The organism is Winogradskyella haliclonae, from assembly GCF_014635865.1.
Classification (GTDB): Bacteria; Bacteroidota; Bacteroidia; order Flavobacteriales; family Flavobacteriaceae; genus Winogradskyella; species Winogradskyella haliclonae.
Genome location: NZ_BMDQ01000002.1, coordinates 53,201 through 78,420, shown reverse-complemented (window position 1 = coordinate 78,420; position 25,220 = coordinate 53,201). Strand labels below are relative to the sequence as shown.

Annotated in this window: 23 protein-coding genes and 3 tRNA genes; 11 read left to right on the top strand and 15 right to left on the bottom strand. The window is 32.9% G+C overall.

The window, feature by feature from the left end; genetic code table 11:
• Positions 1–94: 94 nt before the first annotated feature.
• The 4 genes from IEV10_RS08425 to IEV10_RS08410 are packed head-to-tail and all read right to left on the bottom strand — an operon-like array spanning position 95 to position 2,727.
• Positions 95–811, bottom strand: a complete 717-nt coding sequence (locus tag IEV10_RS08425; RefSeq protein WP_188374274.1) for a pirin family protein — start codon at positions 809–811, stop codon at positions 95–97.
• A 12-nt stretch (positions 812–823) separates the two neighbouring features.
• Complete coding sequence (locus IEV10_RS08420) at positions 824–1,699, bottom strand: pirin family protein (RefSeq protein ID WP_188374273.1); 876 nt, start codon at positions 1,697–1,699, stop codon at positions 824–826.
• Positions 1,700–1,749: 50 nt separating this feature from the next.
• Positions 1,750–2,187 (bottom strand): MarR family winged helix-turn-helix transcriptional regulator, encoded by a 438-nt coding sequence (locus tag IEV10_RS08415; RefSeq protein WP_188374272.1) that lies wholly within the window; start codon positions 2,185–2,187, stop codon positions 1,750–1,752.
• Positions 2,188–2,196: 9 nt separating this feature from the next.
• Positions 2,197–2,727, bottom strand: a complete 531-nt coding sequence (locus IEV10_RS08410; RefSeq protein ID WP_188374271.1) for an NADPH-dependent FMN reductase — start codon at positions 2,725–2,727, stop codon at positions 2,197–2,199.
• A gap of 155 nt (positions 2,728–2,882) precedes the next feature.
• Between IEV10_RS08410 and IEV10_RS08405 the strand changes: the two genes are divergently transcribed.
• Complete coding sequence (locus IEV10_RS08405; protein ID WP_188374270.1) at positions 2,883–4,526, top strand: acyl-CoA carboxylase subunit beta; 1,644 nt, start codon at positions 2,883–2,885, stop codon at positions 4,524–4,526.
• A gap of 1 nt (position 4,527) precedes the next feature.
• Positions 4,528–5,814: an MFS transporter gene (locus IEV10_RS08400; protein ID WP_188374269.1), complete on the top strand. Its 1,287-nt coding sequence runs from the start codon at positions 4,528–4,530 to the stop codon at positions 5,812–5,814.
• Here the strand turns inward: IEV10_RS08400 and IEV10_RS08395 are convergent.
• The 6 genes from IEV10_RS08395 to IEV10_RS08370 all read right to left on the bottom strand — a co-directional run bounded on the left by IEV10_RS08395 (position 5,792) and on the right by IEV10_RS08370 (position 15,043).
• On the bottom strand, positions 5,792–7,129 hold the full coding sequence (locus IEV10_RS08395) for a M24 family metallopeptidase (RefSeq protein WP_188374268.1): 1,338 nt from the start codon (positions 7,127–7,129) through the stop codon (positions 5,792–5,794). The two genes, IEV10_RS08400 and IEV10_RS08395, sit on opposite strands and share 23 nt — an antisense overlap.
• 183 nt (positions 7,130–7,312) lie before the next feature.
• The gene (locus IEV10_RS08390; RefSeq protein ID WP_188374267.1) at positions 7,313–7,480 is read right to left on the bottom strand and encodes a hypothetical protein; all 168 of its coding nucleotides are present in this window, start codon (positions 7,478–7,480) and stop codon (positions 7,313–7,315) included.
• Between the two features lie 95 nt (positions 7,481–7,575).
• Complete coding sequence (locus IEV10_RS08385; protein ID WP_188374266.1) at positions 7,576–8,436, bottom strand: N-acetylglucosamine kinase; 861 nt, start codon at positions 8,434–8,436, stop codon at positions 7,576–7,578.
• A gap of 79 nt (positions 8,437–8,515) precedes the next feature.
• Positions 8,516–9,517 carry a type I glyceraldehyde-3-phosphate dehydrogenase gene (gene gap, locus IEV10_RS08380; RefSeq protein ID WP_188374265.1) on the bottom strand — a complete coding sequence of 334 codons (1,002 nt, stop codon included), beginning with the start codon at positions 9,515–9,517 and terminating at the stop codon, positions 8,516–8,518.
• A gap of 24 nt (positions 9,518–9,541) precedes the next feature.
• Positions 9,542–10,528: a 6-phosphofructokinase gene (gene pfkA / locus IEV10_RS08375; protein WP_188374264.1), complete on the bottom strand. Its 987-nt coding sequence runs from the start codon at positions 10,526–10,528 to the stop codon at positions 9,542–9,544.
• A gap of 147 nt (positions 10,529–10,675) precedes the next feature.
• Positions 10,676–15,043, bottom strand: a complete 4,368-nt coding sequence (locus IEV10_RS08370) for a translocation/assembly module TamB domain-containing protein (RefSeq protein ID WP_229719665.1) — start codon at positions 15,041–15,043, stop codon at positions 10,676–10,678.
• 183 nt (positions 15,044–15,226) lie between these two features.
• On the opposite strand from IEV10_RS08370, the gene tsaD reads away from it, so the two are divergent.
• From tsaD to IEV10_RS08350, 4 genes are all read left to right on the top strand, one after another.
• A complete protein-coding gene (tsaD, locus tag IEV10_RS08365; RefSeq protein WP_188374263.1) occupies positions 15,227–16,249 on the top strand; it encodes a tRNA (adenosine(37)-N6)-threonylcarbamoyltransferase complex transferase subunit TsaD in 1,023 nt (340 codons plus the stop codon).
• A 452-nt stretch (positions 16,250–16,701) separates the two neighbouring features.
• Positions 16,702–17,073, top strand: coding sequence for a hypothetical protein (locus IEV10_RS08360; protein WP_188374262.1), 372 nt, complete (start codon positions 16,702–16,704; stop codon positions 17,071–17,073).
• 20 nt (positions 17,074–17,093) lie between these two features.
• On the top strand, positions 17,094–17,723 hold the full coding sequence (locus IEV10_RS08355) for a peptidylprolyl isomerase (RefSeq protein WP_188374261.1): 630 nt from the start codon (positions 17,094–17,096) through the stop codon (positions 17,721–17,723).
• Positions 17,723–18,427, top strand: coding sequence for a 16S rRNA (uracil(1498)-N(3))-methyltransferase (locus IEV10_RS08350; protein WP_188374260.1), 705 nt, complete (start codon positions 17,723–17,725; stop codon positions 18,425–18,427). Before IEV10_RS08355 ends, IEV10_RS08350 begins: the two co-directional genes overlap by 1 nt.
• A gap of 3 nt (positions 18,428–18,430) precedes the next feature.
• On the opposite strand, the gene IEV10_RS08345 is transcribed toward IEV10_RS08350, so the two are convergent.
• Positions 18,431–19,162 (bottom strand): DUF1223 domain-containing protein, encoded by a 732-nt coding sequence (locus IEV10_RS08345; protein ID WP_188374259.1) that lies wholly within the window; start codon positions 19,160–19,162, stop codon positions 18,431–18,433.
• 77 nt (positions 19,163–19,239) lie between these two features.
• Here IEV10_RS08345 and IEV10_RS08340 point away from each other — a divergent pair, with 77 nt between their 5' ends.
• From IEV10_RS08340 to IEV10_RS08325, 4 genes are all read left to right on the top strand, one after another.
• On the top strand, positions 19,240–19,860 hold the full coding sequence (locus tag IEV10_RS08340; RefSeq protein WP_371862936.1) for a DUF4159 domain-containing protein: 621 nt from the start codon (positions 19,240–19,242) through the stop codon (positions 19,858–19,860).
• A 245-nt stretch (positions 19,861–20,105) separates the two neighbouring features.
• On the top strand, positions 20,106–20,618 hold the full coding sequence (locus IEV10_RS08335) for a TrmH family RNA methyltransferase (RefSeq protein ID WP_188374257.1): 513 nt from the start codon (positions 20,106–20,108) through the stop codon (positions 20,616–20,618).
• A gap of 67 nt (positions 20,619–20,685) precedes the next feature.
• Positions 20,686–21,774: an AI-2E family transporter gene (locus IEV10_RS08330; protein WP_188374256.1), complete on the top strand. Its 1,089-nt coding sequence runs from the start codon at positions 20,686–20,688 to the stop codon at positions 21,772–21,774.
• Positions 21,775–21,779: 5 nt separating this feature from the next.
• A complete protein-coding gene (locus IEV10_RS08325; RefSeq protein ID WP_188374255.1) occupies positions 21,780–22,955 on the top strand; it encodes a THUMP-like domain-containing protein in 1,176 nt (391 codons plus the stop codon).
• Between the two features lie 64 nt (positions 22,956–23,019).
• Here IEV10_RS08325 and IEV10_RS08320 read toward each other — a convergent pair.
• From IEV10_RS08320 to IEV10_RS08305, 4 genes are all read right to left on the bottom strand, one after another.
• Positions 23,020–23,093, bottom strand: a tRNA-Arg gene (locus tag IEV10_RS08320).
• 219 nt (positions 23,094–23,312) lie between these two features.
• Positions 23,313–23,387 (bottom strand) — tRNA-Pro (locus IEV10_RS08315).
• 25 nt (positions 23,388–23,412) lie between these two features.
• Positions 23,413–23,496 (bottom strand) — tRNA-Ser (locus IEV10_RS08310).
• Between the two features lie 121 nt (positions 23,497–23,617).
• Positions 23,618–24,271, bottom strand: coding sequence for a rhomboid family intramembrane serine protease (locus IEV10_RS08305; protein WP_188374254.1), 654 nt, complete (start codon positions 24,269–24,271; stop codon positions 23,618–23,620).
• A 55-nt stretch (positions 24,272–24,326) separates the two neighbouring features.
• Between IEV10_RS08305 and IEV10_RS08300 the strand changes: the two genes are divergently transcribed.
• Positions 24,327–25,217: a lysophospholipid acyltransferase family protein gene (locus IEV10_RS08300; protein WP_188374253.1), complete on the top strand. Its 891-nt coding sequence runs from the start codon at positions 24,327–24,329 to the stop codon at positions 25,215–25,217.
• Positions 25,218–25,220: the final 3 nt, after the last annotated feature.

Below are 25,220 nucleotides of genomic sequence, written 5' to 3'. Positions count from 1 at the left end.
AAAATTTTTAAGGGAAAGACAAATATCGCATTTTTAACCGAAAAAAGCATTCTAATTTTTAGAATGCTTTTATCAATTAATCACGATGTTCTGCTTATATCATTGGTACCTCAATAATGATTAAGTCAGAATCTTTATTGGCTTTGATTTCTAACGAATTTACTTCTAAAACACCTATCGCGTCTCGGTTTTCTAAAATTGCATCAGATATCCTAACCTGACCTTCAGCAACAAAAATATACAGTCCATTAGCATCAGATTTTAAATCTAAAGTCACCGAGTTGTTAGCATCTAACCTACTGCGATAGATGTATGCCTGTTGACTTATTGGCAAAGCATCACCTTCTAATTTATCTTTAGGAGCTACTACAGTTTGAAGTTGATTCTTTTTACCTTCATCTGAAAACTGACGTTGCTCATAGTTAGGTTCAACACTCATTTTTTCTGGTATAATCCATAATTGCAAAAAGTTAACCTCTTCTGTTTTACTGTCATTGAATTCTGAATGTGTCAAACCAGTTCCTGCACTCATAACCTGTACTTCTCCTACTTCTATTGCACGTTTATTACCCATACTATCTTTATGAGATAAAGCGCCTTTTAATGGAATGGAAATAATTTCCATGTTTTGGTGCGGATGTGTCCCAAATCCCATCTTTGGTTTTACAACATCATCATTTAAGACTCTTAAAGCTCCAAAATTCATTCGCTCTGGATTCTGATAACTTGAGAAGCTAAAGGTATGATGCGATTTTAACCAACCATGGTCTGCATATCCTCGTGTTTTTGCTTTGTGAATTATTGTTTTCATAATATTATAGTTTTAATAAGAAGCTGGCAGAAATCCCATTTTTCCCATTTGATAATCTCTTAAGGCTTCCATGATTTCAGTTTGAGTATTCATTACATAAGGTCCGTAAGTTTTCACTGGCTCATTAAATGGCTCTCCCGATAGAAATAATAACAAACTATCCTCTAATGCTTCTATATAAAACCCATTGCCATCTTGATTAAACTGGATAAACTGGTTTTCATTTAATTCTAAAGTTTCTTTGTTATTAATTTTCGCTTTCCCATTTAGTAAATACAACATGCCTTGGTGCGAATTTAAAAATTGAATTGTCTCCGAACCGTTTGCTTTAGCATCGATCATAAAAGCATTAACCGGTGTTTGTGTGGCTATCTTTCCAAATTCATTATTTATCTCTCCAGCTATTATTCTAGTTTCTACCATAGTGTCTTCTGAAAGAATCGTATTAAAGTCTTCATACTTAGCATGCTGATATTTTGGCTGAATCATTTTCTTTTCAGCGGGCAGATTCAACCAAAGTTGAATACCTTCTATAGTACCTCCTTTTCTAACAAAATCTTTTGTTGGGCCTTCTGCATGAATAATTCCTCGACCAGCTGTTGTCCATTGTACATCTCCAGCTTTAACAATGCTTTCATTTCCTAAAGAGTCACGATGTAACTGCTCTCCTTGAATAAGAAATGTAACTGGCTCAAAACCACGATGCGGATGTGGACCTAAATCAAATGGGTTACTTCTTTCATCAATTTTATATGGTCCATAGTGATGCAATAGTATAAATGGATCCACCATATCTATCTGCTGAGTTGGTAATGGTTGACGCAAACGTATTGGCCCCATATTTACCATATCGCTCCGCCCTACTCTTTTTATTGTATTATGTTTCATGATGCATTGATTTAATATTTTCCATGGAAAATATATGATTAAAAAAATGTCTATCGCATTTTATCTAGCAGATTGCTTAATTGTTCTGCTTCTTGTTCATTTAGATTTTTTAATAAATCTCTATTTAAATTTTTAGGAATAGAATTAAGTAATTGTAATCCTTTTTCTGTAATGATAATTTTTACAACTCGTCTATCGTGTTCTGATGGCAAACGCTCTATATATTCTTTAGCACATAACTTATCCATTAGGCGTGTTGCATTAGGCGAACGTTCTAGCATTCTATCTTTAATGGTCTGTACTTTCAATGGTTCATCAGCACCTCTTAAGATTCTAAGAATATTATATTGTTGAGGAGATATTCCAAAAGGTTTAAAAAATTCGTTTTGACAACTCGAAATCCAATTTGCTGTATATATAATATTTAATAAAGCTTTCACTCTATTGCTATCAAACTTTGAATTGATATCTTTTGATAAATCTCCCATACAAATATTTTATATACTATTCTTAAGCTGTTTTGCCTCTTCAAGTAATTCAGAATTTAATACTTCATCTGTAATTTTCCCATCTGAAAAATTAGCTCCAAATGAAGGTAATGAAAATTTACCAACGATGTTGCCACCCATATACTGAAAACGGTCAGCGGCTATGTTAAGACCGGTAATACCACCTCTTGCACCTGGTGATGTAGACATTAATAACATAGGCTTATCGCTCCATAATTTATTATCGATGCGGGACATCCAGTCAAACAAATTTTTGAAAACTGTAGCATATGTACCATTATGTTCTGCTAATGATAAAATTATACCATCTGTAGATTTAATTTTGTCTAAAAAATCATGCGCTTTTTTTGGTATCCCAGATTCATTCTCTAAATCCATACCGTAAAGGGGTAAATTGTAGTCGTTTAAATCTAATACCTCCACATCTACTTCACTAACTAAGCTAGATGCATATACTGCCAATTGTTTATTTATTGATGTTTTACTATTACTTCCTGCAAAGGCTACTATTTTTTTCATGTCTTATTGTTTTTGATGATACAAATCTATGGAAAAAATATTTATTTTCCAAGGAATATATTTCCATGTAATTAATATTTAACATTTCATTTGTAATTTTCAATAAAAACGAAAGCATATTCTTTTGTAAATTCGCTTCAAACTTGAAAAGCACAATGGATATAAAATTCAATAAAAACGAAGACCACAATAAACTTCTAGTCTCTGAACTTAAAAAACGTCATGCGCGCGTAAAACTTGGTGGTGGACAAAAGAGTATTGATAAGCACCATGCCAAAGGAAAACTCACAGCAAGAGAACGCATAGACTATCTTTTAGATTCTAAGAAAGAGTCTATAGAGATTGGTGCTTTTGCTGGTGAAGATATGTATCCTGAATATGGCGGATGTCCTTCTGGTGGTGTTGTGGTTAAGATTGGTTACATAAAAGGGAAACAATGTATCGTTGTTGCAAATGATGCTACCGTAAAAGCAGGTGCATGGTTCCCAATCACTGGAAAAAAGAATTTACGTGCTCAAGAAATTTCTATAGAAAATAGGTTGCCAATTGTATATTTAGTTGATAGTGCTGGTGTATTTTTACCTATGCAGGATGAAATATTCCCAGATAAAGAACACTTTGGCCGCATATTTAGAAATAATGCTGTAATGAGTAGTATGGGAATTACCCAAATTGCAGCTGTAATGGGAAGTTGTGTTGCTGGTGGTGCCTATTTGCCCATTATGAGTGATGAAGCACTCATCGTAGATAAAACTGGTAGCATCTTTTTAGCTGGAAGCTATTTAGTAAAAGCAGCAATTGGCGAAACAATTGATAACGAAACTCTTGGTGGTGCAACAACCCATTGCGAAATTTCTGGTGTCACGGACTATAAAGCCAAAGATGATAAAGATGCTTTAGATACCATAAAAAATATAGTAGATAAGATTGGGGATTTTGACAAAGCTGGTTACAATAGAATTAAATCCGCCAAACCAAAAGAAAATCCTGAAGATATTTATGGTGTTTTACCAAAAAGTCGTTCTGACCAGTACGATATGAATGACATTATTAAAAGATTAGTAGACCATTCAGAGTTTGAAGAATATAAAGCAGGATATGGACAAACTATAATTACAGGATATGCGCGTATTGACGGTTGGGCCGTCGGCATCGTTGCTAATCAGCGCCAGATTGTAAAAACAATAGGTGCAAAAACTAAACCAGCCGAAATGCAATTTGGCGGCGTGATTTATAATGACTCTGCTGATAAAGCCACTCGTTTTATAGCCAATTGTAATCAGAAGAAGATTCCTCTGGTTTTCCTTCAAGATGTAACTGGTTTTATGGTAGGAAGTAAATCTGAGCATGGAGGTATTATAAAAGATGGAGCCAAAATGGTAAATGCTGTTAGCAACTCAGTTGTACCGAAATTCACAATTGTTATTGGAAATAGTTATGGTGCTGGTAATTATGCCATGTGTGGTAAAGCATACGACCCAAATCTTATTGTTGCTTGGCCAAGTGCAGAGTTGGCAGTAATGAGTGGTAAATCTGCGGCTAAAGTACTATTACAGATTGAAACAGCTTCTCTCAAAAAGAAAGGCGAAACCATTACTAAAGAAAAAGAAGAAGAATTATTCAATAAAATAAAATCGAGATACGATAACCAAGTTTCTCCATATTATGCAGCGGCTCGATTATGGACAGACGGTATTATAGACCCTTTAGATACAAGAACATGGATAAGTATGGGAATTGAAGCCGCCAATCATGCTCCTATCGAAAAACCATTTAATTTAGGGGTTTTACAAGTATAGTATGAAAACCAACTCCTCTCAAAAACAGCCTCTATATGTTATCGTCTTATTGATACTAGCCGCAGAAGCTGTTTTTATTTTGCCATTTGTTCTCCAGCGTATATTTAGAACTACTTTTTTAGAGTCGTTTTCAATTTCGCAAACAGAATTAGGTAGTTGTTTTTCTGTCTATGGCATTGTAGCATTATTTTCTTATTTATTTGGTGGACCATTAGCTGATAGATTTAAGCCTAATCAATTAATGTCTGTGGCGCTTGTTCTGACAGGATTAGGTGGCATATACTTAGCAACTTATCCTAATCTTTTTAATCTCCATGTTTTATATGGGTTTTGGGGATTTACAACAATATTCCTGTTTTGGGCACCAATGATAAAAGCAACTCGTATTTGGGGTGGCAAAAATAAACAAGGCATTGCTTTTGGGTTTCTTGATGGTGGGCGTGGATTAGTGGCTGCACTTTTTGGTTCTATAGGTGTTCTGATTTTTTCACTATTCATTACTAAAGATATTGAATTGACTTCGGTTGAAGAACGGCGAATTGCTTTTAAAGAAGTAATTACATACACATCTTATGCAGTGATTGTAATTGGTGTTAGTGTTTACTTCTTATTGAAATTAAATGTTGAGAATTCTGAAAAGACTGAAAAAAATGCGAAGCTTATTACTATTGACAATTTTAAAATAGTCATGAGATACAAAGCCGTCTGGCTATTGATGATTATTATTCTATGCGCATATTATGGTTATAAGATGACTGATCTTTTTAGTCAATATGCTGAACAAGTAATGAATTACAATAAGATTGAAGCCGCCAAAGTTGGCACTTACCTACTCTATTTACGACCTGTAATTGGTGTGACTACTGGTTTACTTGCAGATAGAACTAGAGCCTCATTATGGATTATTATTGGATTCTTATTAATGTCCATAACGAGTTTAATTTTTTACCTAGGGATTATTGATGATTCTAAAACACTTTTATTTACGCTTTCGATAGGAACTATGGCATTGGGGGTTTACTCAGCTAGGGTTTTATATTTTGCAACACTTGAAGAAGCGAAAATTCCATTAGCTGTTACAGGAACCGCTGTTGGCTTTATATCTATAGTAGGTTATACCCCAGATATTTTTGCAGGTTTACTAATGGGTTACTTTTTAGATGCCAACAAAGGTGCTATTGGCTTACAACATGCTTTTGGTATTATGGCACTTTTTACATTTGTTGGTTTAATAGCATCATATCTATTTTACAAGCATTCAAAATCTAATTCCCCTGATGGTCTTTAACACGAGGAATCGTTAATAGTTTTGTTTGTCGACCATTGACATATCTAAATCCATTTTCGCCCCAAAAACCAGCTTCTTCAAGCATAATACGTATATCTCGTTTCCACTCAGGAATAGTAACCGTTGTATTTAATTCTATAGCATAAACTGTATTTTCTTGCAGTGGATAATCACCATTTACAGGAACACCGCCTTGTGAATCCCACATGCCTAGTGTTGTGCCAGAGGAATGCCCATAAGTACCTAACGGGTGCGTATATATAGCAGGTCTTAATCCTTCAGCTTTTCCTTTGCTTAAAGATTCTGCTAATATTGCATTACCAGTATTTCCTGTTTTAAAATTATCTGTAAAAATATCTTGAACTCTATTACCATCCTTTAATGCCTCTTGTAAGAATTTAGGAGGTGCGCTCTCGTTTGGTTTTAAAACATAAGCTAATTCTTGACAATCCGTGTTTAATCTTAAGTAGGTAATACCAAAATCACAATGCAATAAATCTCCAGGCAAAATAATCATATCTTCTGGACGGTTAGAAAATGCATATAAATGATTTCCTAATTTTTCCGCTGTTCGCTGAACATCTACAGTTGGATGAAACCAAGTCTCTAAACCCAATGCTGTTACTTTATCTCGCATCCACCACTCTACATCTGTAGTGGTTGTAATTCCTGGTGTAATAACTTTTTCAGAAAAGGCTTCCTCAATAATGTTGTGAGTAATGTCTACTAATTGGTTATAGATTATCATTTCTAATTCTGTTCGGGTTTCTATCCAACTTATAGCCAATTTTTCAGCTGATTTTATTCTAGGTTTATAATTATCAGGTAAATTATTCATGAAGGTCTCATAATCTGTTTTTACAATACCATCACAGATATTAAAACTTTCCGAGTAATTCAATCCAATAGTTTTGGGGTTTCGTTCTTCAATAATTTCAATCAAACGCTTCCATTGATTTGGTTCTTTATCTTTATCCCAAGCAGAGATTATATTTTCTCCAAAATTATAGCGTGCCACAGCTAATTTTTCGATTGTATTCTTTTCTTTATTTCTGTAGAATACTAAAATTGTTCTTCGCCTTGCATTTAACCAAGTTGCTGGCAACATTGTTTTCAATACTGGGTCTTCGTTATACTCTCTCGAAATTAAAATCCACATATCAAAATCAGTATCATCCATTAACTTTGGCAATAGATTGTTAAATCTATCCTTTAGAATATTATCTACAGCTTCTGCGCGTTCACGTTCTGGTAGTATTTGTTGGGCATTTAATCCAAAGGCTAGGCAGAAAAATATAATATAGAGTGATTTCATGTGTTTATATTTATTGTTTTACATAGGTCATGCTGTTGGCTATTTATCATTTCCTTGGGTGATATGCTTTTTAACATGCTCGTTTCATAAGATTTTTTGAATGGTCTAATTTACCTAAATAATAGGCATAAAAAAAGAGTCCCAATATGGAACTCTTATATATATAGCGCAAATATATTTCGCTTAACGTTTTTCTTTTCTTTCCGCCATTATTTCTTTGAAACGCTCAATTGCTGAACCAAATACCCAATAAGGAATTACAAATGTTAATAAGAATATCATTAACCAAAATCCTATGGTAAGAATGGTTAAGAACGCTAAAAATCCTAAATACTGGTCAAATTCGAACATAATTGGGTTGTCTTTTAGTTTAAGATACGGCAAAGATAAAACCAAAATATGTGTTTTACAATAGCAATATCAAGAATTATTAACAGAATATTAAATTATAAGTTCTTTATGTGGTAATCAACCAAGCCATCTATTGGGCGTCTTACAAAATTACCCACAGTATAACCATATTCCTTTGCTACTTCAATAATTTCATCCTTAGCAAAAAAAGCTATTGAACCGGCAAAATGTACTGGAACAGTTTTAATCTCTTCTTTAAATTGAAGAATCATATTTTCTGAAAACACACGAATGCCGTTTTTTATAATATTTACAATGTATTCAGAATCTTTATTTAAAAACATAAACTCCGCAAAACTTGCTAAATAAGCACTTGGGTTTGCTTGTTTGTATAAATTATACTTTATAAAATCTGCCTCCAGATTATGTTTATGTTCAAATGCTAGCCGTATAGTATCAGGCATCTTATTAAAATAATAATCACGAATGAGTTGTTTACCATAGTAATTACCGCTAGCGTCATCCATAAGCATATAACCTAAACTATCAATCTTTTGGTGTAATTGTCTACCATCAAAATAGCTGCAGTTAGAACCTGTACCTAAAATACATACGATTGCTGCTTCATCTACTGAGTTTATAGAAGCTCTTACAGCTGCATAAGTATCTTCTCTAACTTCTACTAATGCATTTGGAAAATTAATTTCTAAAACGCCTTTAAGTAATTGTCTTGGTTTTTCGGTACCACAACCAGCACCATAAAAGAAAATATGTGTGACTTCTGATGCCATTTTCATCAAAGCCTTTTTCTTTTTTATAGTTTTATTGAGCTTTTTTTCTTCAATTATGGCAGGGTTTAAACCTTTAGTCCTAATTTTTTCTGCTGCTTGATTACCATTATTATCTATTGCAATCCAGTCACACTTAGTAGAACCACCATCGGTAATTAAAATCATAACTTATATTTTAAAAATAAAATTCCGTAGGTTAGAAAATACGAATCCTACGGAATCTTATGTTAAGTATTTCTAAGATTTATAATGAATTTATTTTTTGAGCTAAATCTACTAGTTTGTTAGAGTAACCAAATTCATTATCATACCATGATACTAATTTAAAGAATGTTGGATTTAATTCTATTGAAGCTTCAGCGTCAAAAACACTTGTCTTTACTTCGCTAACAAAATCCTGAGACACAACTGCATCTTCCGTATATCCCATAATACCATCCATAGTGCCATTAGAAGCTTCTTTTATAGCAGCCTTTATAGCATCAATAGAAGTCGCATTTTTTGTCTTAACAGTTAAATCTACTACAGATACATCTGCTGTTGGCACTCTAAATGCCATACCCGTAAGTTTACCATCTAATTTTGGAATAACTTTACCTACTGCCTTTGCTGCTCCTGTTGATGTTGGTATAATATTATTAATTGCACTACGCCCTAATCTGTAATTTTTACGTGATGGTGCATCAACAGTAAATTGTGTGGAAGTTGTCGCATGAATTGTGGTCATTAATGCTTCTTCTATACCAAAATTGTCTTCAATAACTTTAGCTAAAGGTGCTAAACAGTTTGTAGTACAAGATGCATTTGACACGATGCTATGATTAGATGTTAGTTTATCATCATTAACACCCATAACAAACATAGGAGCATCTTTACTTGGTGCAGAAATAACAACTTTCTTTGCACCACCTTCAATATGGTAATTTGCGGTATCCATAGTTGTAAAAATACCTGTACACTCTGCAATTACCTCAGCACCAGCTTCGTCCCATTTTAAATTTTTTGGGTCACGTTCAGCAGTAACTCTAATCGTCTTCCCATCTACAACTAGATGTCCATCTTTTACTTCGACAGTGCCGTCAAAACGTCCATGAACAGAGTCGTATTTTAATAAATATGCTAAGTGATTAACGTCAAGTAAATCATTAATAGCAACGACATCTACATCTGCACGCTTTACTGTTGCTCTGAATACGATTCTTCCAATTCTTCCGAATCCGTTAATTCCTAATTTTAAATTTGCCATTTTTTATCTTGTTTGTTTATTGTATTAAATTGTCATTATATCTGAAACTCTAATGAGTTCCATATTAATTTTTGATTTTCCTTTTACAGCCTTATCAAATGGTGTTAAATCCATAACATCATTTTTAAGACCAACCATATAGTTACTTTTTCCATCGAGTAAACTCTCAACCGCCTTTACACCCATTCTACTTGCTAAAACTCTATCAAAGCAAGATGGCGCACCGCCACGTTGCATATGACCTAAAACTGATACCCTAACTTCATATTCAACCATGTTTTCTTCAACATAATCAGCTAACTCGAAAACATTTTTACCAATTTTATCGCCTTCAGCTACTACAACTATACTTGACGATTTACCAGATTGTTTACTACGTCTTAAGGATTCTAAAAGTCTATCTAGCCCTAAATCTTCTTCAGGAATTAAAATTTCTTCAGCACCTGCACCAACACCAACATTAAGAGCAATATGTCCGACATCACGTCCCATAACTTCAATAAAGAATAATCGATTATGAGAACTCGCAGTATCTCTAATCTTATCAATAGCATCTACCGCAGTATTTAAAGCTGTATCATAGCCTAAAGTATGTGTGGTACCAAAGATATCGTTATCAATAGTACCTGGGATTCCCATTACTGGAAAGCCATATTCTTGGTTAAACACCATAGCTCCAGTAAAACTACCGTCACCTCCAACAACTACAAAAGCATCAATTTCTGCTTTTTTAAGTTGGTCATATGCCTTAGCCCTGCCTTCTTTAGTTCTGAATTCTTTAGAGCGAGCAGATTTTAAGATTGTGCCACCTTTATTGATTATGCCTTTAACACTACGCGCATCCATCTTAACAAAATCGCCTTCAATCATGCCTTCATAACCTCTGTAAATCCCATAACATTCTATGTCATGAAAAGCGCATGTTCTAACAACAGAACGAATGGCTGCATTCATTCCTGGAGAGTCACCTCCAGACGTCATTACACCTATTTTTTTGATTGTATTGAGCATTTACATTTTTTATTTACAGTAAAATTAGGAAACTAAACACACAATATTATGACTAAAATCATAAAAAAAAAGATGCCGAAAGCATCTCAAACGTTATAGTTAATAATTATTTTAGTCTTTAATTGGTTATATGATAATTTTAGAGCCTCAATTTTGCTTTTTCTTCACTGACATGAAATCTGGCATAACATCTTCCTCTGTCTTTTTAGTGTCTTCTTTTACTTTGTTTTTATCTTTTTTGTCCTTCCCAGAAAATATTTTTTGCAGGAGTTCTTTAAAATTGTCAAATTCTACATTATAGGAAATCCCTAACCCTTGAGTAAACCCAATTTCCTCACCGAAATTTCTTATTGCATTTTCCCTATTAAATACTGTTGCTCTTAATGTACCATCATCATTTAATAACCAATCTATCTGTACATCACCAGCTATAGTTGTTTGTGTGGTACTACCAAAAGGAACACCAACCTTCCCATTTATTAGCACTTTTTCTGAGAGTTTTGTCTGAAGTGTTAATCCAACTCTACTCTCGTTTTCGAAATTAGGATTGTTTTGTGCCAAGTCTAAATCTACACCAACTTTGAAATTATCATTATCATCCCCAAAAACACTACTAATAATACCATTAAGTCGTTCGGAAATTGTACCTGTAAAATCTAAAGAGCCACCAAAGAAACTACCAGAAGATAATAAAAATATAGCCTGATTACTTCGCTGCTCTTTTGAGGATAATCTATAATCAAGTTCTGCTCTAATTGTAGACTCGACATTTGGAAAATCGAATGTAAAGTCTGGATCTGGTTTTTCTAAACGACCTGTCAAATTAATTTCAAGATTCACAGGTATCTCTCTATTAATAGGTGCATCCAATAATGCTGAAGGGTTTGCAGTTGTGCTATATAATGCCTTAAGGTTTATTTCTGCATTTAATGGTTCACCATCCCATGTAATATTTCCATCAGGTTCTACTGTAAACAACTTCTCTATAATTGCACCATATTTAAATTTATAAGTACCTTCTGATACAACAAAATCTCCATACATTTCAAATTTTCCATTGGTATTAATGAAGATACCTAAATTTCCATTTCCTCTACCCTTTATCGTACTACCCGAATCTTTATCAATAACTATTTCAATTTCAGCGTTGGGATTAACATCAAGGTTAAACTCAAGATTTAATCCTTTAATTTCGGTTTGAGTTATAGTTTGCCCTCTAGCTCTATCTAGTTTTTCTTCTGGGCTTAAAAACTTTATGTATGAGTTATCACCAAAGCTCTCAGCATCATTTAATGGAATATTAAATACTGTGCCTTCTTCCGTTTTACCATCTACATATATGGTTAAATTATCTGTATAACCTTTAATATCTGCTTTCCCAGAAACAAAGCCTGTTCCGTAATAGAGTTCGTCTTCTGATTCTTCAGTGTCTAATACTAATAACCTATCAGTGGTTAAATCCAGTCCTAATTGCCAATCACCAAAATTGTTATGCTCAATAAACCCATTTAAAAAACCAGTGGAAAAATATCTTGAATCGGTAAGCGCTACATTATTAAAAACAAACTGTTGCTTTCTTAATGTGACTCGTGAATCAAAGTCAAAACTATAATCGACATTAAGATATGGTATACTTAGGCCAGCCTTATCTAATAATAACTCACCATCTATACTTGGTTTTTTTAAGCTTCCGCTAACTTTTGCATTTCCCGAAACTAGACCTCTTATGTTACTAATCACGCCTTCGCCTAATGGGTTAAGCGGGTCTATTAGGAAATCATCAAAAGCCACATTAACATTTATGTTTGGGTTTCTTTTATTAACATCTACAAAACCTGTAGCTTCTAATGTTTTTACATTTGTGTTTTGCAGCTCAATATCAATACCGTATTTAGTTAAAGAATTATCACCTTCAATAATAGCCTTTAGATTGCCTAAATTGTATTGATTGACATTAAACTGTTCAATTTCTATATCTGATTTAGGAAGGTAAATACCATCATTTTGCAATAATGCTAATTTTCCATTTACACGACCTGCTAATGCTAAACTGTCTATTCTAGGTGTAATTTTGACAAGTTGAACATTTTTAAAGTCAAGATTTAAATCTTTATACGTAGAGTCTCTCAACACACCCGCTAACAATATCTCTTCTTCTCCTTGATTTACTCTAATATCATCTATCTTAAAATTATTAAAATTACTATCGAATGTTATTTTATTAAGATTGTCTTTGTTAGAGTTTACAAACCAATCGAATCCTTTGAATTTAAGTTCTGATTTTTGAAAACCTACAACAGATTTGTTCTCTTCAGTAATAGTATAAAAAAGATTCATATCGTAATCATCAGCATTATTCTCTCCACCTTTAAACTCAGACTTTATAAAAAGTGTATCGCGTTTTGTAACATTAATCAGACTAAAGTCTGAAACATTATAAATATCAGAATCTAACTTTTTAACTTCTAAAAATGTGTTATAAACAGGATTACTATTATCGACCTCAAGACTAACATCTGTAGCTATATAATCTTTGAATGCTATTTTGGGTGAGTTAAATTCAAGTTCAAAACCTTTTTCATCAGTTTCAATACGACCTTTAACTCTAGTATTTGGCGCAATATTGAGGTCTTTATCAAATACAGCAGCGATTTGATTATAAATCTTAAAATTGAAGTCTAAATACTGTCCTTCAGAAATATCATGTGGCTTATAATTGGTGTAAATACTACCTAGTGCATTTTCGGAAAGCTTAACTATTTCTTCAATATTAAATTTCCCTTTTACTTGACCATTAATTATATCAGGAGAATTAACTGCGATAGTTCTGATATCTTCATCAAAGGATGAAATAATATCAAAATCCTTGAAGCTATAATTTTTGTCTTGATTTTTATACGTTGTGTTCTTTACATTTATTTTTCCACGGAGATTATCGTAAGTAGAGCCAGTGACAGCCATATCTACAAATCCTCGGAACTCTGAAATACTATCTCTAGTAACAAAATTTAAAGCTCTGAGATTAGCATAAGTAACATTAGCTTTAAAGTCAAATTTCCTAATCTCTTCGGACATGTCTGCGAGACCATTAAAGTCCAAGATGATATTTGGGTCTTTGGTATTAAGCTTACCATTAAAAATATGCTTTCCGACATCTCCAGATACATCAATACCAGAATATCTGTAGTTATTATAATCTAAGTAAGAGACATTTCCTTTAATATTTGTTTCAATATCTTCTAGAGCAAAATTTTTCCCTTCTACATCAAGGTTTAATGATGTATCGCCAACAAGTGGGTCGTTAAGCATCGTACCTATGTCAAAATCTTCGAGAATAATATTTCCCACATAATTGGCATTATCGATATCATCTATGTTGGTTAATTTCAAATTAGACTTTACAAAACCAAGCTCGGTAGTAATGTCTAAATCAGCATCAATAGCTTCGCTTGTAATTACTGATGTCCCTGTCAATCTAAAATTACCAACTTTAGTAAACACAGTAGGAATAGATTTGCCAAGCACATTAGGAAGTAATGCTGTTAAGTCTCTATAATTTGATGACAGGTTTCTGTAACGTCCATCCAATACAAAATTATCTTCGGCGCCATTAAACAAGTTTTTAAGCTTTAAATCTCCTATTATTTTAGTGTTACGTGTAGTGCTAATACTCAGGTTCTTAGCATGCAAATCATTTAATGTGCCTGATAAGTCAACACTAAGACTAGCCTTCTGATTGGAACCAAACTCATTATAAAAGGCATTGAGTTCACTCAATTGAACATGAGAGTCTTTAAAATTTGCAGATACTTTTACTTTATCTGTAAACGCTTTAAAATCTTTTCTGTCATAATCAAAACGAAGATTACCAATTAAGTTTGAGGCCTTAGTTTTTATATTTAATTGCTCAAAACTCATATGGTCGAGCGTATATTCAAAATTTGCCATTAGGTTTTCTACTCTAACACCACGCGCATCAAGAAAACTAAATTTATTTATTCGTGTTCTTACTTCAGGTCCATTAATTAAAAAATCAGTAGTGTTGGCATTAAGCTCAGTAAACTCTAAAATTTCTGGAGTTTCCTTATTCTCATCTGTCAATCGGAATATACCATTGTAAATAGAGATATCACTAGACGATAATAAAAAACTACTTGGGCCTTGACGTGGGTTATCATCTTCAAAACGCTCTACAAAAATATCTAAATTGGTATCCGTATCGCCTTCATAAGTTTTGAGATTAAATACTAAATCCTCTATATCAATATCTCCAAAAGTAAGCTTGCCATTGTATAAATTATTAACACTAATTATTGATGTATTCAATTCACTAATAGCAAAAAGCGTATCTAACTTATAATCTTTTATTAAAATTTCTTTGAGTTCTACATCGCCATTAAATTGAAGACCAACCTTACCAATGTTAATATTGGTTTTATATTCTTCATTTAAGCGTTTAGTGGCGTACTTGCCAAGTTTGGTTTGTACAGCAGGAATAGAAAGAATTAGTACCAAAATAATAAAAAGCAGCACTATGATTGCTGCAATTTTTCCTATTATTTTTAAGACTCTTTTGATAGTTTCTATTCTTAATTGATGTGTGTAAAACCTTTATATTTGCACTTGATTATACGATATTGTTTAAGGTTTTGGACTATGTATTTCAAAATTAACAATTATTGTGCCTAATCATAATTAATGAGCAAAGAAAATATATACATTCTAGGAATAGAATCTTCATGCGACGACACATCAGCTGCTGTACTTTGTAACGACAAAATTTTAAGCAATGTTGTGGCAAGTCAAAAGATTCATGCAGAATATGGTGGAGTTGTACCAGAATTGGCTTCAAGAGCACACCAATCTAATATCGTTCCTGTAGTTGACCAAGCCCTTAAACAAGCTAATATTGCTAAAGATCAACTTCATGCTATTGCGTTTACTCGTGGTCCAGGTTTAATGGGTTCTCTGTTAGTTGGTACCTCTTTTGCAAAGTCATTAGCATATGGCTTAGATATTCCTTTAATAGATGTCAATCATATGCAAGGCCATATTCTGGCTCATTTTATAGAAGAAAATGGTTATTCAAAACCGCCTTTTCCGTTTTTGGCAATGACTATTTCTGGTGGGCATACACAGATTGTAAAGGTTAACAGCTACTTTGATATGGCGGTTATTGGAGAAACCATTGATGATGCTGTTGGTGAAGCTTTTGATAAAAGTGGAAAAATTCTTGGACTAGGATATCCGGCTGGACCAGAAATTGATAAGTTAGCACAAACAGGAAATCCAAAAGCCTATCAATTTACCAAACCTAAAGTAGATGGTTTAAACTTTAGCTTTTCGGGACTTAAAACAGGCATCCTATATTTTGTTCAGAGAGAGACAAAAAACAATCCTGATTTTATAAAAGAAAACTTAGCAGATATATGTGCCTCTATACAATACACAATTATTGGGATACTTATGGATAAACTAAAGGCGGCTGTAAAGCAAACAGGTATCACACATATTGCCATTGGTGGCGGTGTTTCGGCAAATTCTGGTATACGTCATGCACTTAAAGGCGCAGAACAAAAACACGGTTGGACAACATATATCCCTAAATTTGAGTATACTACTGACAATGCAGCTATGATTGCCATTGTTGGTTATTTAAAATATTTGGAAAAAGATTTTTCTGATTTTGATGTTATGGCCACGGCTAGATTGAAGATTTAAGATGAAGCGTTTATATAAAAGACCATATTTTTGTTTCTGGCTTGTAGCGTTATTAATATTCTGCATACGGTACTTGAGATATTCTAAATTGGTAAGCTCATCATTTGATATCAATATACGTGATACTTACTTTGTCTCGGCACATAGAGATGTGACTGTGATTCTGTGTGGCTTCTATGCATTAATCGGTATCCTTTATTTACTTATAGATTTAGCAAAAGTTAAGCTCAACACAATTCTTACAAGAGCGCATATGTTCCTTACCATAGGGGCAATATTTGTGTATTTTATCATAGAATTCATTCTGAAAAAAAACTTTCAACCCTATGAAAGTTATAGTAAACTCAATAGTGCAATTGTTTTCTTAACTTCATTAGTCTTAATAGCGCAATTTCTATTTATTATAAACATAACTATAAGTACAATCAAAAATTTTAAAAACAAGTCATATTATGGGTCTTAAGATAGTATATGTTGCAAACATTATTGTCGCTGGATGGATTGGTATAACATCTCTATTCTATCCAAAAACTGCAGCGAATTCTATTTTTGAAACTATATATGGCAATTCTGAATACATAAGACTCATAGGTGCACTTTGGCTAAGTATTTCTGTTTTATCAGTTTTTGGTTTGTTTAAGCCTGAAAACTTTTCGCCAGTACTTATTATGCAACTAATATATAAAGGCTCATGGCTTTTAGTAGTTGCATTACCTGCTATAATTAATGGTGCTTCTTACCCAAAAGGTATGGCTTCATTTTTTCTTGTATGGGTTATTGTTTTACCTTTTGTGATTCCTTGGAAATCGTTGTTTGCAAACTAAAATTTAATTTAAATTTACCAATGAAATTAAAACTAATTCTCTTTTTTATTACATCATATACATGTTTTTCTCAAGCAAAGTTTGAAGCTTCTATTGATAGTATTACTACAAAAGAAGAAGCTAAGACCTTTTTGAAATCTCATAAAAATGAAACTAAAGGAAAACTTATAACTTTCAATAAAGAAAAGCACAAAACCAAATTGGCAACAGAACTTTTTGAGTTATCAAAAGGTGGAAAAAAGGTTGTTAAATCTGAAAACGGAAAAACGATATATAAGTTAATTGATAAAAAACCCTCGTCGCATTACAAAGCAAGTATTATGCTATTTGATAGTAATAAAACTTCTATTGCTGAGATTAACTCTTTGCGCTCATTTATATTGAAAGGCATACGGAATAAAGAACATAAATTCGAAAATCTTGCTCGTGTTTATTCTTCACACCCAACTGCAAAAACTGGTGGTGATTTAGGGTGGATAAAAAAAGGAACCTTTTCTAAGCGATTTGAAAAAGCTATTGCTGATAAACGTGTTGGGCAAGTTTTTAGCTTTGATGAGCACCGTGAGAAAAAACATTATATTATAATGAAAACACAAGACAATCAAAACATTGAAGAGATTACTGTACTAAAACTTACTGAACATAAATAATGCAGCTTTTCTATAATCCCAATGTATCCGAAAATGATGACATCTTTTATTTTGAAAAAGATGAAAGTCGACATATAACAAAAGTGCTTCGCAAAAACATTGGAGACACATTACAGATTACAAATGGAAAAGGCTGGTTATTTACTTCCGAATTAACCACCATTAATCAAAAGTATTGCTCAGCCAAAATTATTTCAAAAAAACACCTTGAAAAAAGGGATTATAAGCTTCATGTTGCTGTAGCTCCAACAAAAATGAATGACCGTTTTGAGTGGTTTTTAGAAAAAGCAACAGAGATTGGCATCGATAGCATCACTCCTATTTTATGTGACCATAGCGAAAGAAAGGTTATAAAAACAGAACGTTTTGAAAAGATTATACAATCGGCTATGAAACAATCTTTACAATTCTATTTACCAGAATTGCGCCCCTTAATTCCTTTTAAAGCGTTTATAAAGCAAGATATCTCTGGACAGCGTTTTATTGCCCATTGTGAAGACAGCGAGCGTAAATCTCTAAAATCTGAGATTAAACCAAATTCTGATATCACTATTTTAATTGGACCAGAGGGCGATTTTAGCACAAAAGAAATTGAAACTGCAATAGCTGTCGGTTTTGCACCGGTAATGTTGGGGGAAACACGTTTACGTACAGAAACCGCAGCTATTGTGGCTTGCCATTCAGTAGCTTATGCTAATGAATAATTATTATAATTTTACTTGTGTTGCCGCATTAATATCTAACTCGTTATTTTCTAATATAAGCACCAGCGATAAATTGTCTTTTTCTTCAACTATTTCAGGAATTATTATTGAGCCCTTACCTAGTGTATTTTCAATTTTAAACTTCTGTTCAGCAACAACTATATTGCTGTTTACCAATTCTCTATTTCTATTCTCTCCACGTTTTACAGATGTTTTTCTTTCATCAATTACTAACACAACTCTAAGGTTATCATCAGATTGCAAACCTTCAATCTTATAATCAAAACTGACAATCGCATCCTCTTTCTTTACCTTAGATAAGTCTATATTACTCTTAGATATTTGCTTTGAATATTGAGCAATTTTTTGCTTTAATTTTCGTCTATTAGAACCTACAAAATGCTCTCTTCCATTAACTACCAACTGAGGTGTATATATTGAACTGCTATAAAATTTAGACCCATATTCACGTTGTTTATTTGTAAACTCTTCCTTACTAAAAGGGTCTTTCCATCCTATATAATTCCAGTAGTCTACATGATACGATAGTGCAATAACATTATCTGATTTTACTTGTTTTAATAACTCATCCGCAGGCGGGCAACTAGAGCAACCTTGAGAAGTAAAAAGCTCTAAAACAATTGGATTTTCCTTTAAAATAATTTCATCTTCAGATTGAAATGTAGCTCCTAATAAAAACGGAATTATAAATAATGTTAAGACTGTAGATTTCATAAACATTCTTTTTTAAATTTGAACATATGAGATTTAGTACGCTTAAAAATAAAATGCTTACGCTTTCTACAACTATTATGATAGGTTTAACAGTAAGTATTACTAATGCCCAAGATGTCGCTGTATTAAAATATAGTGGTGGTGGTGATTGGTATAGTAATCCAACTGCGTTACCTAATTTGGTAAAATTCTGTAACGATAATATTTCTACAAATATCAATGAAACCATAGTTAATGTAGAAGTTGGTAGTATTGATATTTTTCAATACCCTTTTTTGCATATGACTGGACATGGTAATGTTTTTTTTAGCGAAGATGATGCCGAAAACCTAAGGACATATTTACTATCTGGTGGTTTCCTTCATATTGATGATAACTATGGGATGGAACCTTACATCACAAAGGAGCTCAAAAAAGTATTTCCAAATAAAGAATTATTAGAAATTCCAAAAACGCACCCCATTTTCAATTCGGTATATAATTTTCCAAATGGTTTACCAAAAGTCCATGAACATGATGGCAAAGCGCCTCAAGCTCTAGGTCTTTTTCATGAAGATAGATTATTATTACTCTTTACTTTTGAAAGTGATTTAGGTGATGGTTGGGAAGATCAAGAGGTGCATAATGACCCTGAAGACGTAAGACTAAAAGCACTAAAAATGGGCGCCAATATTATGAAGTATGTGTTTATAAATTAAAAAAAACGACTTCAGAAATGAGAAAAAAAATAAAATCAAATAAATTTTCATTACGCTTTAAGATAGTGGCCTTTATTCTTGTATTTGCCTTTGTATTTCAATCTATGGATACTATCAACTGGCATACTTATGGTGCTAAAGGAGTAAGTATTCATAAAAAAGATTGCACTACTCCTGTTCACCTTTCATATTTCTGTGTGGAAATGGATAATGTTATTTTCTAAACATGTTTTTAAAACACTGACTTGCAACTCAACCACTACAACTCAACATTTAAAAAACAAAAATTTCCAATCACTTTAATTTGTGATGGTGTAACCAATGCCCCAAACATCGGGAGCTTGTTTAGGGTGTCGGATGCATTAGGCGTTGAAGAACTTATCTTTTGTGGGGATAATGTTCAGCTAGGCAAACGGATAAAGAAGACATCTCGGTCTACAGAAAAGTATGTGCCTCACAGAATTGAAACAGATATTCTAGCAGTTATTTCTGATTTAAAAAGAAAAAATTATTTTGTCATAGCATTAGAAATTACTGATACTAGCATACGATTAAATGACTATGAATTAAATACAAATCGACCCGTTGCATTAATTGTTGGCAATGAAAATTTTGGCATTTCAGAAGCGGTTTTAAAACTTACTGATGCTACAGTGCATATAAATATGTTTGGTGAAAATACGAGTATGAATGTTGTACAAGCAACTTCAATTGCATTATATGAACTGATTAAACAACTTCAAAACAACAATCATTAGAGCAAATACCAATCTTTAGTATTTGCCATGCTGAAATTATTTCAGCATCTTTGAATAAAACCAACCAATGAATTCAAAAACTATAGCAAACGGTATTTTAAGAGCAATCGGTATTTTAATTGCTGTGGCTCTAGTTTTATACTTTTTATACCAGATACAATCAGTAATTATATATATCGCAGTAGCGGCTGTAATATCGCTTATTGGAAGACCTTTAGTGCTTTTTTTAAGACGAAAACTTAAATTTAATAATACTGTAGCAGTAGTGGTAACAATGATACTGTTTATAGGCTTGTTAATAGGATTAGTTGGCTTATTTATACCTCTAGTCGCTGAGCAAGGGCAAAAATTAGCACTCCTAAATACAACGTCTCTTGAGGAGAATGTCCAGGATTTGTATAATCAAATGGTTGATTATTTTGAGTTTAATAATATTGATGTAGAACAATCCATTAAAGATTCTGGTCTTTTCTCAAAAATTGATTTTTCGCTTATTCCAGATTATCTGAATAAGGTTGTAAGTGGACTTGGAAGCTTTAGCATAGGTTTGTTTTCAGTATTGTTTATTATGTTTTTCTTTTTAAAAGACAGTAAACTATTTGAAGATGGAATTATGACATTTGTTCCTAAGGGCAATGAAATGAGAACCAAACGTTCTTTTAATAAAATAAAAGACTTATTATCTCGGTATTTTGTAGGCTTAATTTTTCAGATTTTAATCTTATTTATAATCTATACTATTGTTTTATTAATTTTTGGTATTGATAACGCTGTAGTGATTGCTTTTTTATGTGCATTACTAAACCTTATACCTTATGTTGGGCCATTAGTCAGTGCTTTTTTAATGGTTTTACTAAGCATGTCAAGTAATTTGGGGCAGAGCTTCAGTGATGTTATACTGCCAAAAACGACCTATGTCATGATAGGTTTTGTCATTGCGCAATTGATAGATAATTTTTTAAGTCAACCTATTATTTTTTCAAAGAGTGTAAAATCTCATCCGTTAGAAATCTTCTTGATAATTATTATAGCTGGAATTTTGTTTGGAATAGTTGGTATGATAATCGCCGTACCAACATATACAGCCATAAAGGTTATTCTAAAAGAATTTCTGTCGGAATATAAAGTGGTCAAAAAACTCACAAAAGACTTGTAACCCTTTTGAATGCTTCAATTTTAAATACAGACGTTCAAGATTATATCAATACTAATCTTAAGCAAGATATATCTAGGCTCCTTTTAAAAGGGATCTCTTTTTCTGGCGTTGAAACAAAAGCAATAATAGAACAAATTGAAGCCAAAAAACGAAGTGAAAAAAAATTACCAACTTGGTACAACACCCAAGGCATATATTTTCCAAACAAGCTAAACATAGCGCAGACATCTTCTGAAAAAACTGCGGCATATAAGTCTAATTTGGTTAAAGGAGACTCTCTTATTGATTTAACTGGTGGTTTTGGAATTGACAGTTATTACTTTTCAAGAAGTATTAATAATGTCACTCATTGCGAAATAAATCCTAACCTATCAGAAATTGTAACGCACAATTTTAATGTCTTAAATATTAAGAACATTATATGCATTAATGAAAACGGAATTGATGCCTTAAAACGCATAGATAAACCTTTTGATTGGATATATGTTGACCCTTCTAGGCGTGATGTTGTAAAAAACAAAGTGTTTCTACTTTCGGACTGTACTCCTAATGTAATAACATTCCAAAATTTGTTTTTGAAATATTCCAAAAATGTAATGATCAAAACATCGCCATTACTTGATATTACAGCAACACTTCATCAATTAGAACATGTAAAAACGATTCATATAGTGGCTATAAATAACGAGGTTAAAGAATTACTTTGGGTTTTAGAAAGAGGTTATAAAGACGCCGTAGAAGTAAAAACGGTTAATCTTCAAAAAGGCAATGCACAAATCTTTGATTTCAAATATGAAGATGAATCAGACGCAAATGTTAGCTACAATTCTCCTCTTGATTATTTATATGAACCCAACGCATCTGTTTTAAAAGCTGGTGCATTTAATTCAATTTGCAGTTTAAATGTCTACAAGCTCCATAAACACTCTCATCTATATACATCAAAAGAACTTATAGATTTTCCAGGAAGGCGATTTCTAATTAAAAAAATATTACCCTTTAATAAAAGAGTATTTTCAAAAGAAAAAATCACAAAAGCGAATGTTACCATGCGTAATTTCCCTATATCAGTTGGGGATATTAGAAAAAAGCTTAAAATTAAAGACGGAGGAAATATTTATTTGTTTTTTACCACTTGCACTGACGAGGAGAGAGTAATTTTGGTTTGCCATAAAGCTTAACGTTGTTATCGTTAGAATAATCTGTTAAACAAAAAACCCCTGCTATTACTAGCAAGGGCTTATGTGATCGCGACAGGATTCGAACCTGTGACCGTCTGCTTAGAAGGCAGATGCTCTATCCAGCTGAGCTACGCGACCGGACTAAGTGTTTAAAAATGTCTTGTAGACATTTTTAACGAAAGGGCCAGCTGGTGGGCGGGCAACATTCGATATACTCAAAATCTTATGGATTACTAAACTTCATTTGGTAATCCTGAACGTTGTTGTTGCAAATTAAAGCGAGGCTTTAATTGCTATTAAAGTTATTCATTTTCTTAAGAAAGCAAGCTTTCTACAAAAACTCTAAACCTTGATTAGTCGGGGTGGCAGGATTCGAACCTGCGACCTCCGCGTCCCAAACGCGGCGCGATAACCGGGCTACGCTACACCCCGAAAAACGGTTATCATTTCAATTCTGCGGAGAGACCGGGATTCGAACCCGGGCAACACTTACGCGTTGACAGATTAGCAATCTGCTCCATTACCACTCTGGCACCTCTCCAATACAATAAATTAAGAACGTTCCTTAAAATTGCGGATGCAAATGTAACTTTTAGTATTAAAGAACGCAACAATTTTTTTGAGTTTTTTATAATAAATTTCAACGTGTTCATTACGAGAAATCAAGAGAGTTTACCAGTCTTATACATTACGAACAAAATAACAATAGGTACTGCTAAAAGCGCTACATAAGTTAAATCTGTTTCTAATAAAGATGGTTTAAGTAATAGTGTAATAAAATAACCGCCTATAGCGCCTCCAAAATGGGCATCATGACCAATATTACCAATTCTTTTCTTCATTCCGTAGATGGAATATAACAAATAACCAATCCCAAAAACATATCCTGGAATAGGCACTGGTACAAAAAACATATATAGACTCATATCTGGGTCTAAAAGTATTGCAGCGTATAGTATCCCTGTAACTGCACCACTCGCTCCTATTGCGCTATACCAATATTCTTCTTTATGAAGATAAAGTGACAATAAACTACCAAAGAGCAAACTAGCAATGTAAATAATTACAAAATTGAAACTGCCCAATGGCCGTATAACAGCTTCAGCAAAAAAATACAGCGTAAACATATTAAACAGTAAATGCATTGTATCCGCATGCAGAAAACCTGACGTAAACATGCGCTCATGTTCATTACGTCTTATACTGCCAACATTAAACTTATACCGTTCAAAAAAAGAGCGATCGTCTAAACCTTTAAGTGAGATGATGACGTTAGCTGCTATAATTATTATGGTTACTAAACTTAAATTGAGCATATACTTCCTATTAAACTTCAAATATAAATATATTTGTACTTTATAACTGAAGTAAATGCAACTACTCGCTTACATCATAATATACCCAGTACTATGGCTAATTTCTATTTTGCCATTTCGCTTACTTTATGCTTTGTCTGATGTGTTTTACTTCCTTATTTTCAGAATTTTTAAATATCGCAAAAAGGTAGTAAAAGCTAATCTTAGACTTGTTTTTCCAGAAAAAAGTAAAAAGGAAATTGAAACCATTTGTTCAAAATTTTACAGCCACTTATGTGATTTATTCTTGGAAATGATAAAAACCCTTACTGTTTCTAAAAAAGAATTAGACAAGCGATTTATAATTAAAAATCCAGAAAACCTTAAACGTCTCACCTCTCATAACACAAGTGTGGTTTTAATGTATGGTCATTATGCAAGTTACGAGTGGTCTACCGTTATACAATCTCACATTGACATTGCAGGGCTTGGTATTTATAAGAAGATAGCTAACCCCTATTTTGATAGACTTGCAAAGAAAGTAAGAGGAAAATTCAATACCGAACTAGTAGACACAAAAAATACTGTAGACCGCATTAAACAAATCAAGGAAAAAAATGACCCAAGAATGATTGCTTTTTTAAGTGATCAATCTCCAAAATTAAAACCTAGTAATCACTGGTTAGAGTTTATGGGCATAAATGTACCATGTTTCATTGGAGCAGAATTAACAGCTAAAACTAATGATTTCCCTGTTGGTTTTGCACAAATCGAAAAAGTTAAACGTGGTTATTATGAAGCTGAGATTAAGATAATTTCAGAGAGACCAAAGGAAGAAGAAAAATATGCTATCACTAAAAAATTTAATCATTTTTTAGAAGCTCAAATAAAGACAAAACCAGAATATTATTTATGGACACATAAACGTTGGAAGCATAGAGATAAAGTTCCTTCAGAATTGAAGTAGATG

Excerpts from the sequence above, each read along its gene's own strand:
- IEV10_RS08355 (WP_188374261.1), top strand. The coding sequence starts at position 17,094 with ATGAAATTAAAACTAATTCTCTTTTTTATTACATCATATACATGTTTT.
- IEV10_RS08330 (WP_188374256.1), top strand. The coding sequence starts at position 20,686 with ATGAATTCAAAAACTATAGCAAACGGTATTTTAAGAGCAATCGGTATT.
- pfkA (WP_188374264.1), bottom strand. The coding sequence starts at position 10,528 with ATGCTCAATACAATCAAAAAAATAGGTGTAATGACGTCTGGAGGTGAC.
- IEV10_RS08405 (WP_188374270.1), top strand. The coding sequence starts at position 2,883 with ATGGATATAAAATTCAATAAAAACGAAGACCACAATAAACTTCTAGTC.
- gap (WP_188374265.1), bottom strand. The coding sequence starts at position 9,517 with ATGGCAAATTTAAAATTAGGAATTAACGGATTCGGAAGAATTGGAAGA.
- IEV10_RS08415 (WP_188374272.1), bottom strand. The coding sequence starts at position 2,187 with ATGGGAGATTTATCAAAAGATATCAATTCAAAGTTTGATAGCAATAGA.
- IEV10_RS08400 (WP_188374269.1), top strand. The coding sequence starts at position 4,528 with ATGAAAACCAACTCCTCTCAAAAACAGCCTCTATATGTTATCGTCTTA.
- IEV10_RS08340 (WP_371862936.1), top strand. The coding sequence starts at position 19,240 with ATGATAGGTTTAACAGTAAGTATTACTAATGCCCAAGATGTCGCTGTA.
- IEV10_RS08420 (WP_188374273.1), bottom strand. The coding sequence starts at position 1,699 with ATGAAACATAATACAATAAAAAGAGTAGGGCGGAGCGATATGGTAAAT.
- IEV10_RS08425 (WP_188374274.1), bottom strand. The coding sequence starts at position 811 with ATGAAAACAATAATTCACAAAGCAAAAACACGAGGATATGCAGACCAT.
- IEV10_RS08345 (WP_188374259.1), bottom strand. The coding sequence starts at position 19,162 with ATGAAATCTACAGTCTTAACATTATTTATAATTCCGTTTTTATTAGGA.
- IEV10_RS08390 (WP_188374267.1), bottom strand. The coding sequence starts at position 7,480 with ATGTTCGAATTTGACCAGTATTTAGGATTTTTAGCGTTCTTAACCATT.
- IEV10_RS08410 (WP_188374271.1), bottom strand. The coding sequence starts at position 2,727 with ATGAAAAAAATAGTAGCCTTTGCAGGAAGTAATAGTAAAACATCAATA.
- IEV10_RS08300 (WP_188374253.1), top strand. The coding sequence starts at position 24,327 with ATGCAACTACTCGCTTACATCATAATATACCCAGTACTATGGCTAATT.
- IEV10_RS08350 (WP_188374260.1), top strand. The coding sequence starts at position 17,723 with ATGCAGCTTTTCTATAATCCCAATGTATCCGAAAATGATGACATCTTT.
- IEV10_RS08360 (WP_188374262.1), top strand. The coding sequence starts at position 16,702 with ATGGGTCTTAAGATAGTATATGTTGCAAACATTATTGTCGCTGGATGG.
- IEV10_RS08305 (WP_188374254.1), bottom strand. The coding sequence starts at position 24,271 with ATGCTCAATTTAAGTTTAGTAACCATAATAATTATAGCAGCTAACGTC.
- IEV10_RS08385 (WP_188374266.1), bottom strand. The coding sequence starts at position 8,436 with ATGATTTTAATTACCGATGGTGGTTCTACTAAGTGTGACTGGATTGCA.
- IEV10_RS08395 (WP_188374268.1), bottom strand. The coding sequence starts at position 7,129 with ATGAAATCACTCTATATTATATTTTTCTGCCTAGCCTTTGGATTAAAT.
- tsaD (WP_188374263.1), top strand. The coding sequence starts at position 15,227 with ATGAGCAAAGAAAATATATACATTCTAGGAATAGAATCTTCATGCGAC.